Source organism: Acinetobacter sp. NBRC 100985, assembly GCF_000241225.1.
Classification (GTDB): domain Bacteria; phylum Pseudomonadota; class Gammaproteobacteria; order Pseudomonadales; family Moraxellaceae; genus Acinetobacter; species Acinetobacter venetianus.
The window spans coordinates 162,011-175,599 of record NZ_BAEB01000019.1 but is presented as its reverse complement, the minus strand read 5'-3'; the positions used below and the strand labels follow the sequence as shown (position 1 = coordinate 175,599).

At 40.5% G+C, this 13,589-nt stretch carries 11 protein-coding genes; 9 read left to right on the top strand and 2 right to left on the bottom strand.

What is annotated here, in order from left to right; all coding sequences use genetic code 11:
* Positions 1 to 32 precede the first annotated feature (32 nt).
* Together ACT4_RS06360 and ACT4_RS06355 are read right to left on the bottom strand one after the other, a co-directional pair.
* On the bottom strand, positions 33 to 920 hold the full coding sequence (locus tag ACT4_RS06360; RefSeq protein ID WP_004877895.1) for an SDR family NAD(P)-dependent oxidoreductase: 888 nt from the start codon (positions 918 to 920) through the stop codon (positions 33 to 35).
* Positions 921 to 1,169: 249 nt separating this feature from the next.
* A complete protein-coding gene (locus ACT4_RS06355) occupies positions 1,170 to 2,447 on the bottom strand; it encodes an O-acetylhomoserine aminocarboxypropyltransferase/cysteine synthase family protein (protein ID WP_004877893.1) in 1,278 nt (425 codons plus the stop codon).
* A 305-nt stretch (positions 2,448 to 2,752) separates the two neighbouring features.
* Here ACT4_RS06355 and ettA point away from each other — a divergent pair, with 305 nt between their 5' ends.
* From ettA to ACT4_RS06315, 9 genes are all read left to right on the top strand, one after another.
* A complete protein-coding gene (gene ettA, locus ACT4_RS06350; protein WP_007480773.1) occupies positions 2,753 to 4,414 on the top strand; it encodes an energy-dependent translational throttle protein EttA in 1,662 nt (553 codons plus the stop codon).
* 207 nt (positions 4,415 to 4,621) lie between these two features.
* Complete coding sequence (locus ACT4_RS06345) at positions 4,622 to 5,215, top strand: hypothetical protein (protein WP_007480770.1); 594 nt, start codon at positions 4,622 to 4,624, stop codon at positions 5,213 to 5,215.
* Positions 5,216 to 5,478: 263 nt separating this feature from the next.
* On the top strand, positions 5,479 to 5,835 hold the full coding sequence (locus tag ACT4_RS06340) for a cation efflux protein, CzcI-like (protein WP_007480769.1): 357 nt from the start codon (positions 5,479 to 5,481) through the stop codon (positions 5,833 to 5,835).
* Between the two features lie 168 nt (positions 5,836 to 6,003).
* Positions 6,004 to 6,615: an isoprenylcysteine carboxylmethyltransferase family protein gene (locus tag ACT4_RS06335; protein ID WP_007480767.1), complete on the top strand. Its 612-nt coding sequence runs from the start codon at positions 6,004 to 6,006 to the stop codon at positions 6,613 to 6,615.
* 159 nt (positions 6,616 to 6,774) lie between these two features.
* Positions 6,775 to 6,948, top strand: coding sequence for a hypothetical protein (locus ACT4_RS17260; protein WP_004877880.1), 174 nt, complete (start codon positions 6,775 to 6,777; stop codon positions 6,946 to 6,948).
* 204 nt (positions 6,949 to 7,152) lie between these two features.
* Entirely contained in the window at positions 7,153 to 7,551 is a 399-nt protein-coding gene (locus ACT4_RS06330) for a cation efflux protein, CzcI-like (RefSeq protein ID WP_007480765.1), read from the top strand.
* A gap of 55 nt (positions 7,552 to 7,606) precedes the next feature.
* Complete coding sequence (locus ACT4_RS06325; protein ID WP_007480763.1) at positions 7,607 to 9,034, top strand: TolC family protein; 1,428 nt, start codon at positions 7,607 to 7,609, stop codon at positions 9,032 to 9,034.
* A 4-nt stretch (positions 9,035 to 9,038) separates the two neighbouring features.
* Positions 9,039 to 10,277, top strand: a complete 1,239-nt coding sequence (locus tag ACT4_RS06320) for an efflux RND transporter periplasmic adaptor subunit (RefSeq protein WP_007480761.1) — start codon at positions 9,039 to 9,041, stop codon at positions 10,275 to 10,277.
* Complete coding sequence (locus ACT4_RS06315; protein ID WP_007480759.1) at positions 10,267 to 13,434, top strand: efflux RND transporter permease subunit; 3,168 nt, start codon at positions 10,267 to 10,269, stop codon at positions 13,432 to 13,434. Before ACT4_RS06320 ends, ACT4_RS06315 begins: the two co-directional genes overlap by 11 nt.
* The last annotated feature ends 155 nt before the right edge of the window (positions 13,435 to 13,589 follow it).

The window sequence follows — 13,589 nt, the reverse complement described above, 5'->3', positions numbered from 1 at the left end:
CGTAGGTAGGTGTTTTTTTATGTCATTGAAGATTACCAGTGTTCACCTGGGAACAAACGGGCATAAGCACGTTGCACAAGATTGAGTTTTTCTTGTTTACCGATTGAAGCTGTTGAGCTAGGGAACAAGTTAAAACCAATCGACATTAAAATGTTGTTAATGTCAGGTGCAACCGCGTAAGTAATCGATGCAAGACGACCAAGGTTTGTCGCGATTTTCTTCGGACGTTTTACGATTGCATAAGCAATCAAATCAGCCGCTTCTTCTGGAGAAAGCGTTGGTACATATTTATAAATCTTAGTTGGTGCGATCATTGGTGTGCGCACTAAAGGCATATAAATCGAAGTAATTGCAATTTTGTGCGAATGAACTTCTGCCGATAAGCAACGGCTAAATGCATCAAGCGCAGCTTTCGATGCGACATAAGCCGAGAAGCGGGTTGCATTTGCCAATACACCAATTGAACTGATGTTAATGATTTGACCATCTTTGCGTTGCATCATGTGCGGTAATACATTGAGAACTAAACGAACTGCACCGAAGTAATTCAACTGCATGGTACGTTCAAAATCATGGAAACGATCAATCGATTCATGCACCGCACGACGAATAGAGCGACCTGCATTGTTGACCAAAATATCAATATGATCTACTGCTGCAAGAATCTCTTTAGAAACCGCATCAATCGAATCCATGTCATTTAGATCACATGGGAAAACAGATGCTTTACCGCCTTCTGCTTCGATCTCAGCTTTAACTTCGTCTAATTTTTCCTTGGTACGAGCAAGTAGTAAGACATGTGCGCCAGCTTGAGCAAGATACTTTGAAACCGTTAGACCAATGCCACTAGATGCACCTGTGACAATGATTGTTTTACCGTCGACTTTTTGCTGAAAAAGTTTTTTGAGTTTTCCGTTCATGTAAGTTACCTACATTAATCAAGCTGTTGTTTGCAATGTCTTCTTATTGCGATTAAACATTGCACTTTATTTTGTATGTATATTAACCGATATTTTTTGTTTGTCCAGTGTAAATATTTGAAAAATAATAATTTTTTTAGAGTAAAAACTCTAAAACAAAGTGTTGTAATAGTTGAAAAAGCAATAATAATTTTTGAGATTTGAACAAAAAATAAGCCTCACTTAGTAGGCTTATTGATTTCATTAAAATTAAACTTGAGCAAGGGCTTGTTCGAGGTCAGCAATCAGGTCATCAACGTGCTCAATCCCAATAGACAAGCGCACGAGGTCTTCACTGACACCTGCTGATTTGAGCTCTTCTTCGTTCAATTGACGGTGCGTTGTTGTCGCTGGATGACATGCCAAGCTTTTTGCATCACCAATATTTACTAGACGTGTAAATAGCTGTAATGCATCAATAAAGCGTGTACCGCCTTCACGACCATCCTGCACACCGAAAGAAAGGATCGCAGAAGGTTTACCTTTCACATATTTTTGAGCCAAATTATGCTGCGGATGATCTTTTAGACCTGCATAATTCACCCATTTTACTTTTGGATGTTGTTTCAAATATTCTGCAACTTTGATGGCATTTTCAGTATGGCGTTCCATGCGCAGATTCAGTGTTTCCAATCCTTGTAGAATGAGGAATACACTGAGTGGGCTAATTGCAGCCCCTGTATTGCGTAAAGGAACGACACGCGCACGCGCGATAAACGCAGCTTCACCCAGTACTTCGACATAGTTCACGCCGTGATAACTTGGATCAGGTGTATTTAAGGCTGTAAAGCGTTCTGGATATTTACCCCAAGGAAATTTACCGCTATCAACGATAATGCCGCCAATACTATTGCCATGACCACCGATATATTTGGTGAGTGAGTGAATTACGATATCTGCACCAAACTCAAACGGCTTGAGCAGAGCAGGTGTTGCAACCGTATTATCTACAATCACAGGTACACCATATTCATGTGCAATCTGAGCAATCGCTTCTAGATCGATGATATTGCCGAGCGGATTACCAATTGATTCAACAAACACCAATTTGGTTTTTTCATCAATAATTGAACGTAACGCTTCAGGGTTCTGGTAATCAAAAAAACGAACTTCAACGCCTTGCTTTGGCAAGGTGTGCGCAAATAAATTATAGGTGCCGCCATATAGCGTGGAAACCGATGCAATATTGTCACCAGCTTCAGCAATCGTTTGAATTGCATAAGTGATGGCAGCCATACCTGATGCTAAAGCCAATGCCCCAATCCCACCCTCCAGTGCTGCAATACGTTGTTCGAGTACCGCAGTGGTTGGGTTCATAATCCGTGTATAGATATTGCCTTGTACTTTTAGATCAAATAAATCCGCCCCATGTTGTGTATTATCAAAGGCATAAGAAGTAGTTTGATAAATCGGCACAGCAACAGCTTTTGTAGTCGCCTCGGGTGAATATCCCGCATGAATGGCTAAAGTTTCATCTTTATAGGTCATAATTACATCATCTACGTGAGTTAAATAATAAGCGAGTGTAGCTTAAAAGCTATCCAAAATGGTGCATAAATGATGTGATTTTTAGCAGTTTTATTCATATCAATCTCAATAAAATTGCATTTATCCAGAGAGATACTGTGATTGGGTTGATCGTGTAATGTCTTGAAAAAGAAAATCCTTTTAAAGCAAACAAACAAATCTCAACTTAACTTCAAGTTAAAGGGCTTTTCAGCGTATAATACGTCCGATTATTTTTCGCTTATTCTGATTAGCGATGTATTGGTTTTTCAATTGAGGAGTCCTGCGTGGCCCAATATATTTATACGATGAACCGAGTGTCTAAAATGGTTCCGCCAAAGCGCGAAATCCTGAAAGACATCTCTTTATCATTTTTCCCAGGTGCAAAAATTGGTGTACTTGGTTTAAACGGTGCAGGTAAGTCAACCCTACTCCGTATTATGGCTGGCGTAGATAAAGATTTCTCAGGTGAAGCTCGTGCACAACCAGGAATCAAAATTGGCTATCTAGAACAAGAACCGCCTTTAGATCCAACCAAAGACGTTCGTGGTAACGTTGAAGATGGCGTACGTGAAGCACTTGATGCTTTAGAACGTCTTGATCAGGTTTTTGCTGAATATGCTGAACCAGATGCTGATTTTGATGCGCTTGCGAAAGAGCAAGAAAAATTAGAATCAATCATCCATGCATGGGATGCACACAATCTTAATAACCAACTTGAAATTGCTGCTGATGCATTGAACCTTCCTGCTTGGGATGCTGATGTATCATTACTTTCAGGTGGTGAGCGTCGTCGTGTTGCATTATGCCGTTTATTACTTTCTAAGCCTGATATGTTGCTTCTCGACGAACCTACGAACCATTTAGATGCTGAATCAGTATCTTGGTTAGAGCGTTTCTTGAAAGACTTCCCAGGCACGATCGTTGCGATTACGCATGACCGTTATTTCTTGGATAACGTTGCTGAGTGGATTCTTGAACTTGACCGTGGACATGGTATTCCTTATCAAGGTAACTATTCTTCTTGGTTAGAGCAAAAGAATGCGCGTTTAGAGCAAGAACAGAAACAAGAAGAATCTTTTGCTAAAGCATTGAAAAAAGAACTTGAATGGGTTCGTTCAAATGCCAAAGGCCAGCAAAAGAAAAACAAAGCGCGTATGGAACGTTTTGAAGAGCTTAACTCTAAAGAATTCCAACAACGTAATGAAACATCTGAAATCTACATTCCACCAGGTCCACGTTTGGGTAACAAAGTTGTGGAAGTGGAAGGTATCAGCAAATCATTTGATGGTCGCTTACTTTATGAAAACCTAACTTTCACTGTACCTCCTACAGCGATTGTCGGTATCGTAGGTCCAAACGGTGCGGGTAAAACCACTTTATTCCGTATGATGACGGGCGAGCAGCAACCGGATACAGGTACTGTGACTTTAGGTGAGTCAGTTAAAGTGGCTTACGTGGGTCAGATTCGTGACACCTTGGATAATAACAAAACAGTTTGGGAAGAAGTTTCTGGCGGTTTAGATATCCTAAAAATTGGTGATTACGAAATCGCGTCACGTGCTTACATCGGTCGTTTTAACTTCAAAGGCCAAGATCAGCAAAAACGCGTCGGTGAATTGTCTGGTGGTGAACGTAACCGTTTACAACTTGCGAAAATCTTACAGATGGGCGCAAACGTAATCTTACTGGATGAGCCATCGAACGACTTGGATATCGAAACTTTACGTGCGCTTGAGGATGCAATTCTTGTATTCCCAGGTACAGTGATGGTGGTGTCGCATGACCGTTGGTTCCTTGACCGTATTGCAACGCACATCTTGTCGTTTGAGAACGAACAGCCAGAATTCTACACAGGTAACTATGCAGAATACGAAGCTTATCGTCAGTCTCGTTTAGGCGAAGATGCAACGCAAAAACGCTCTAAATATAAAAAGATTACAGGTTAATTTTCTGTAACTTTAAAACCAGCCTTAGGGCTGGTTTTTTATTTGTATCGTATTTAAAAAAAAGTTAAAAGCTATCAATAATAATAGTGATTAGAGCTATGAAAGAAAATTATTTAAAGGCCGTGGGTTTATACTTATATTTTTAATTTATAAAGATTAATATCAGCATTCAATATATTAAATGGTAAATATACCTTTTGGAAAATCATGAAAAAAATTAAACTTTTCTCAATTGTGGTAAGTGTGGCTGTTGCTACGCAACTTACAGGGTGTCTCTCAGTAAAATCATATGTTGATCCAGCTTATAAAACGATTGGTTATTCAAATATTGAAAGACCAAGCCAGCCAATTCCAGTCACGGTGGTGACTGAATTTCAAAGAAATGGTGTTGTGATTCCAAGAGCTGGTAAAGAGCTACAATCAATCGTTGATCGTAGTCTAAGAGCTACAGGTGTATTCTCGCCAGCAGCACAGTCGAATGTTGCGAATCAAGCAAAGCTGCATGTCACTGCAAATAACGTAGCTGATTTAGGTGAAGCAGCGGGCAAAGGTGCATTAACAGGTTTAACTTTTGGTGCGGTAGGGAATGCCGTCACTGATAAATATGAATTTAAATTTAAATATATTGATGCTCAGGGCAAAGAAACTTCTCAGCGCTATCCACATATGATTTTATCGACTGTTGGAAATAAAAAAGCGCCAGTTGAAAATGTACAACCGATGACGATTAATGAGGCATTTAATAAAGTTGTCGATGATGTTGTGATTCGTTTTACTTATGATTTGCAAAAACAGCAATAACTATCTAGCTGAGTAAAAAGGCTTTCTCGAAAAGTCTTTTTACTCTTTTAAAAAGTTATGACTTAAATAACACGCTTAAACCAGAGTCATTATTTAAAAAGAATTTAATTTAACAAATGATTAACTTTATTAAAACAAACTTATTAGTGAGTGTAATTTTATTACATTAATCTTGCCTGCTATAGTGCTGTTAAGCAATTTACGGTTATGGTGTTCTGTTGCGACGTTCTGCTGTATTGATGACAGTCTTATTGAGTTTGTTCATGTTTCAAAGTATTTGGAACGTGGCAGCTGCTTATTGCGGTCATGAAAATACAACCAAGCAACTGATAGCGACGGTGAATCATTTCGGACATCACTCATTACAAGAGACACAAGAGCAATCGAATCTTAAACAAGATCTCGCCGATGATACAACTTTACTGAGTTCACAAGATCATCATGATCATTTGCCTTCTTGTTTTCATGTCGTTGTTTTGGCAGAAGAGCAACAGTTGAATCAACCGATTTTGTATGAGCCTGAATTAAAACAACAATATGACTGGTCTAATTTTTATCAGTCTCCTTATTTAACGGGATTAAACCCACCGCCTGTTTTAACCCTGCTATCGGTGGGGTAGCTGAAAAATAACCCACCAGAAATAAATTTATTTCAAAGGGTTATTCCATGCATAAAAATTTCTTAAAAATGCGCGATGTTTATGTGCCTATTGCCATATTTAAAAAATGGCATCGGCAGATTAGCGCTGATCTAGATTTCGATCCCGTCCCGATTGAGGTTAAATAAAATGAATATTTTATTTGCGCCTCGCGTAAGAACAATGAGTTCCAGAATCATTGGCTTGGCTTTGGCTGTTATTGTCGCGATGAGCTTTAGTAAATGGCATTTCCAAGCCCCATTTGTAGAACACATTCTATGGTTCTTTGGGTGGTTCTTTGTTGGTTTGGGGATAATGGGAAGAATCTGGTGCAGTATTTACATTTCTGGCTATAAGAATAGCCGATTAGTCACTCAAGGGCCGTATTCACTCTGTCGAAATCCACTTTATCTATTTAGTTATTTAGGTGGTCTCGGCATCATGTTTCTAACGGAGACGTTCTTCTTCCCAGTGATATTCTCTCTATATTTCTTGTGCTATTACCATTATGTGATACGCCAAGAAGAAAAATTTTTGAGTAAAAAATATGGGAGCGAATATTTAGATTATTGCAATCAAATATCTCGTTTTATTCCCAGTCTCAAGAGTTATAAAGAGCCTGAATATTATCAAGTTTCGCCCAAACATTTTCGTATTTTCTTAGTACAAGTGGTCTGGTTTCTCTGGATCGCGGCTTTCGTTCAGCTATTTGAAGAGCTGAGATTATTTGGTGTTATTCCATCTGTATTTAGTTTGTTTTAAGGAATAACAGTTTGGTGTTTTGCGTCTGCTCTAGAAAATGAGTTTTTTATTTTTAAAGTAGGACTGAATTCATAAATATATGTCGCTTTGTTCATTTTATTTGGGTACTTAACCCAAAAGTTTCATTGAACAGAGCTTCTCTTAGATAAGGTGAAGATTATGTTTAGTCAATTAAATGCAAAAGTATTGTTGGTTGTTTTACTTCTTTCTGCGACTGTTGCAAAGGCCGATGGTGGTTTGATTTTCTTAGAAAAAAATCTTAATGCTCAGAAGGAAACAAAGGCTCAAGTGGAGAAAAAGAGTCATCATACGACTGCTCAGCATAAGTGTTAATGATGGCTAGTAGGTTTGGAAACCAGTAACTTCTGTTGCTGGTTTCTATCTGATGATGTACCAATGTTTTGTACGCTGACTGAATAAGCCTTGCGCTATGAAGTCATATTATTTTTTTATTGCTTAGTCGAACAATGTAATTTTATTACATCAAGTTTAGTTGCTATAGTGCCACCTGAGCAATTTTTGTCTAAAGAGAAATTTTTGCGCCGTTTTAGTATTTTTATCACCGTCTTACTCAGTTTGTTCATATTCCAAAGTTTGTGGAATGTGGCAGCGGCGTATTGCGGCCATGAAAATATCAATGCAAAAACTTCGGTATTAACTCATTTTGGTCATCATATTCCTGAAAATCAGCATGTTGATACACAATCTACTTTGGTTAATGACCAAGATGCTGATTTACCTATGCCATTAAGCTTGCAAGATCATCATGATCATTTACCTTCATGTTTCCATGTGGTGGTGACTGAGGCTCAGCAACAGCTTGATGACCCTATTTTAACAACACATGAATTAGAACAAAAATATTACTGGTCTAACTCTTACCAGTCTCCTCATTTATTTGAACTGAATCCACCGCCTGTATTGACCCCGCTATAGGTGGGGTAGCCGAAAAATAGCCCACCGCAATTTCATTTTCTTTGCGGGGCTTTATATGTCTTTACGTTTAAATCAGCGTACCAATTTATATCAGAATCGTGCGCTAAAAAAATCCTCCCATTTTTTATCGATAAAATGGTCGGTGTTATCGATTGCTTTAACCACGGCAGTGTTTGGGCAATCCGTTTCTGCTGAGTCTCTATTGACGGCTAATCAGCCCACAGTGAGAGAGATCCAAGATCGTTCTAGTTTTGAACAGATTTTAGAGCAGATTCGCACTTACCAAGCCAATCAATCTAGCTGGCAGACTCAGCAAAATATGGCAAGTGCTCAACTCAAACAGAGTGGGTTATGGGCAAATCCAAGTATTTCGATTGAACAAACAGGATTGCAAAGCAATCAGGATCAGGAGTTGGCAATCGGGATTTCTCAGCCACTTGACTTGTTTGGGCAGCGTAAAGCTGCGCAGAAAGTGGCGAAGTTATCTGCAAATCAAGTTGATTTAGAGCAGCAGCGTTATAACGCGGAATTAGCGTTGATTGTGCAATATGCATGGTCACAAGTTGCGTTATGGCAACTAGAAAAATCTCTAATAGCCGAGCAGTTACAAGTCAGTCAGCAAAACCTCGAAGCAACTGAAAAGCGCTATCAAGCAGGGAGTATTGCACAGGTCGATGTAGAGCGAGTTCGAATCGCACATTTGGAAAATCAGCGTATTTATCAACAAGCTGATTTACAACTTCAAGTGGCTCAACAGCAGTTGGCTAGTTTTTGGGGAAGTGATTCAAATCAGTACCGCATTTCACCCAGTGTCAATGAACTATGGTCTCGTGCAACACAGGTGAAAGTCGACCAAGAACAAATTGAAAATCTATTTGAACGAAGTTTACAGCTTGAGAATCAGCGACAACAAGCCAGTATTGAACAACTTAAGGCAAAATCACGTCCTCAGCCGACAATGACGCTCGGGGTTAATCGCACACGTTCAGTTGATCAAAATACTGAAAATCAGCTGCGTTTAGGTGTAGAAATTCCCTTAAATATTTTTAATAAACAGAAATATGGAATTCAAATTGCTGAGGCAAAACAAACGCTCATTCAACAGCAGCAACGTTTCTACCGTCAGCAAAATCAGATGGATATTGATGTTCGTCTCGCTGAGTTAAAAGGTTTACAAGCGCAATTTCAACTGCTGAATAACCAACAAATTCCATTAGCAACTCAAGTGCAGCAAAAAACCTTACAAGGTTTTCGCTTGGGTAAGTTTGCTGTGACAGACGTACAGCAGGCCACAGTTCAACTGCAAGATGTTCGCCTGCGTAAGGTTCAATTATTGAAACAAGCATGGCAACTCAGTGTAGAAGTACAAAGTGCACGTATGGGGCTTCCTGTAGAACAAATCACAGCTAAAGATGCGTTGATGCAACTCAATCAACGTGTATGGCAACAAAGCAATGCATTTCCAAACCAACTAGGAGAATAACGAAATGAGTATCAGATTAAAAAAGCGTTCTCAGTGGGTTTGGATTGCGATGATTGTGGTGGTCACGGGTGTATTAGCATCATTGCTGCTTTGGAATAACAAAGCAAAAACGACGGGTGATGCTGAGCAAGGTGAACAGGCCCATGCACATCAGGAAAATGAAAAAGCTGGTGCTGAAGAAGGAGATGATCATGCTGAAGAAGAAAAACTTGTACTGACTTCGGAGCAAATGCAGCAGCAAAATGTCAAACTGGCAAAAGTCTCAGTCGGTGAAGTGAATGAGAGCCAAACTTTTCCAGCAAAGCTCGTGGTGAATACAGACCGTCAAGCGCATGTATCACCGAGCTTGGCAGGTCGTGTTGAGTCTGTTTATGTGGAACTGGGGCAACAGGTGAAACGTGGTCAGGCTTTGGCAAATTTACTAGTACCAGACTTGGTAGACCAACAGGCGAATCTACAAATTGCGCAAACCAATTTAGAGTTGGCGAAGCAAGATTATGATCGCGAGCGGAGTCTTTGGTCTCAAGGTATTTCAGCAAAGCAGGATTATCAACGTGCTTACAATGCCTATCGACAAGCACAGATTCAAGTCCAAGCTGCTAGATCTCGTTTATCTGCATTTGGTGCTGGTTCGGGTTCAAGTGGGCGCTATACCTTAACCGCACCAATTAATGGGGTGATCAGTAATAAAGACATCGTGATTGGTGAAAATGTTCAGCTTGCAGATCAGTTATTTACCATTGATCAACTCGATCAACTTTGGTTGGAATTTGTTCTACCAACGATGGCAAATATTGGGGTACAGCCGAATCAACAAATTCGTTTTAAATCTCTGCAAACAGGGAATACATTTAATGCACAAGTTCAAAGTTTAACAACAGAAGCTGATGCACAAACAGGTCGTTTACAAGTACGTGCCAAAGTGTTGTCGAATGCAGCTGAACTTCGACCAAACTTAATGGTCAATGTTGAATTACAAGCGACATCTAAACAGTCCGTCATTCGTGTAAGTGCAACTGCAATCCAACAAGTTGAAGGCAAAGATGTCGTTTTTGTTGCCAAAGCAAATCAGCAAAAAGGTTTTGATTTTGAAGCTGTACCTGTACAAATTGGGCAGCGTACCCAAGATGCACAATGGGTTGAAATCAAGCAAGGTTTAACTTCTGGGCAGTCTTATGTCGCAGAAGGAAGCTTCTTGCTGAAATCTGAACTTGAGAAAGGAGAGGCTGAACATGGGCACTAACTCCTCTCAACTTCCAAAGCCAGAAGGGCTGTTTGATCGCATTATTCAGTTCGCGATTAGCAATGCGATCTGGGTCATGCTGTTTGTTATGACTTGGATTGCTGTCGGTGTTTGGAGTTATCAAAAACTCCCTATTGATGCAGTTCCAGACATTACCAATACCCAAGTCCAAATTAACACTCAGGCCAATGGCTATACCGCTTTGGAGGTTGAGCAACGGATTACCTATCCGATTGAAACTGCAATGGCGGGCATTCCAAATCTGGAACAAACCCGTTCGATTTCACGTTATGGTTTGTCACAAGTCACGATTATTTTCAAAGACGGTACAGACATCTATTGGGCGAGACAAATGATCAATCAGCGCTTGCAAGAGGCTGATGGACAATTGCCTGATTCGGTTGATCCACTCATGTCTCCGATTTCAACAGGTCTCGGTGAAATTTATCAATGGGTGGTTAAAGCCAAACCTGATGCTAAAAAAGAAGATGGTACGCCTTATACAGCAATGGATTTACGAGAAATCCAAGATTGGATTGTGCGTCCTCAATTGCAACGTGTAAAAGGTGTGGCAGAGATCAATAGTATTGGTGGCTACAATAAAACCTATATTGTTTCTCCTGATTTAAAACGCTTACAACAGCTTCAAATTTCCCTTGCTGAGTTCCAAACGGCTTTACAGGAAAACAATGAAAATCGCGGTGCAGGTTTTATCGAAGAAAATGGGCAACAGTTAACGGTACGTGTGCCGGGCATGTTGAGTACAGTTGAAGATATTCAAAATGTGACTGTGAGCGTTAAAAATGGTTTGCCGATTCGTGTCTCAGATATAGCCACAGTCGCAATTGGACATGATTTAAGGACAGGCGCTGCAACTTACAATGGTGAGGAAACCGTGTTGGGGATTGCCATGATGATGCTCGGTGAAAATAGCCGTAGCGTTGCTCAGGCAGTCGATGCAAAAATTCAGGAGATTCAGCCGACTTTGCCGAAAGGTGTTGAGATTGAAACGGTTTATGATCGTACTGACCTAGTCAATAAAGCGATTAAAACTGTTCAGAAAAACCTTGTTGAAGGTGCGATTCTTGTTATCGTCATTCTGTTTGTTTTTCTTGGGAATTTTCGTGCAGCTTTAATTACTGCCTGTGTGATTCCACTTTCCATGTTATTTACCCTGACAGGAATGACCGAACAAAATATTAGTGCCAACTTAATGAGTTTAGGGGCGCTAGATTTCGGGATTATTGTGGATGGGGCAGTCGTTATTGTAGAAAACTGTATTCGACGCTTGGCTGAAGCACAACATCATGCAGGGCGGTTACTGACACGTCAGGAACGATTTAAAGAAGTTTTTCTTGCAGCGAAACAAGCTCGTCGTCCATTGATTTTCGGGCAAGCGATTATCATGGTCGTCTATTTGCCAATTTTTGCTCTCTCTGGTGTAGAGGCAAAAATGTTCCACCCAATGGCAGCAACCGTTGTGATGGCATTGCTTGGCGCAATGATTTTATCTGTGACCTTTGTTCCTGCTGCTGTGGCTTTATTTATCACAGGTGAAGTGAAGGAAAAAGAATCGCGTTGGATGCAGGCATTAAAAACAAAATATCAACGCATTTTGGATTGGGCTTATCAATTTAGAATGGTGGTGGTGACTTTGGCGGCGAGTATTTTAGTGCTTACAGGGGTGTTAACCACGCAAATTGGTAGTGAATTTGCACCTCAACTGAGTGAAGGCGATTTTGCTTTGCAACAAATGCGTTCACCAAGTACGGGCTTAGAGCAGTCCTTGCGTATGCAGGAGAATACGGAAAAGTTAATTCTCAAGAATTTCCCTGAAGTGAAGGCTATCTTTGCTAGAACAGGGACGGCTGAGGTAGCAACCGATGTGATGCCGCCGAACATTTCTGATGCTGTGATCTTACTTAAGCCGCGTGGCGAATGGTCAAATCCGAAAGAAACCATTGATGAACTACGGACACGGATGCAGGAATTTTTGGAGAAGATTCCTGGTAATAACAGTGAATTTTCACAACCAATTGAACTTCGTTTTAATGAATTGATTTCAGGTGTACGAAGTGATGTCGGAATCAAAATTTTTGGTGATGATATGAATGTGCTCAATACGCAGGCACAGGCAATCGCGCAGAAAGTACAAAAAATCTCAGGTGCAACTGCGGTAAAAGTTGAACAAACCAGTGGTTTACCTGTGTTGAATGTCGATATTAATCACGCTTTAGCGGCGCAATATGGCTTATCGGTTAAAGGCATTCAAGATGTGGTTGCAGCGAGTGTCGGTGGTCAGAATGTAGGACAAATCTTACAAGGCGATCGTCGTTTTGATTTTGAAATTCGTTTGCCAGACGATCAGCGCACCGCACAAAACTTAGCTCAACTTCCAATTCAGTTACCAAATGGCGGCTTAATTCAGCTGCAAGATGTTGCCAAAGTTGAAACCATTTCAGGTATGAATCAAGTCGGTCGTGAAAATGGTAAACGTCGTGTCATTGTGACGACCAATGTTGAAGGGCGTGATCTAGGATCATTTGTTCAAGAGTTACAAGCCACATTGAAGCAACAGCCTTTACCAGCAGGTTATTGGTTGGAGTATGGTGGTCAGTTTGAAAACTTAGCTTCTGCGGCAGCACGTATGCAGATTGTGATTCCACTGGCTTTGATCACGATCTTTATTTTATTGATGGCGGTATTTCATAACTTTAAAGAGAGTCTACTGGTCTTTAGTGGTGTGCCATTTGCGTTATCTGGTGGTTTAGTTGCGTTATGGTTGCGTGACATTCCATTATCAATGTCTGCAGGTGTTGGGTTTATTGCACTTTCAGGTGTTGCTGTGCTGAATGGTTTGGTGATGCTGAGCTTTATTAAAGAACTTCGAGAGCAATTTGATCTGCATGTTGCAACATGGCAGGGAGCGATTCTACGGTTACGTCCAGTTTTAATGACTGCATTCGTGGCTTCTTTGGGATTTATTCCAATGGCGATCGCAACAGGTACGGGTGCAGAAGTGCAGCGTCCGTTGGCAACTGTGGTGATTGGAGGAATCATTTCCTCTACATTGCTGACTTTATTGATCTTACCTGTCGTATATCGTTGGATGAATGAAGCTAAAACTAAGTTAGATCGTCATCATATTGAAGCTTAGCATTTGTACGCGCTAGCTAGGCGGCAAGGATGCTGCTGATAGCGTTATTGATCAATTCAGCTTTGTTTTAAAAAGAGTCTTAGACTAGGTCAGAGCTGACCTAGTCTAAGCAAGAATTCTACCCTCGACTTTATGGCGTGAAAATGGATCGCTGA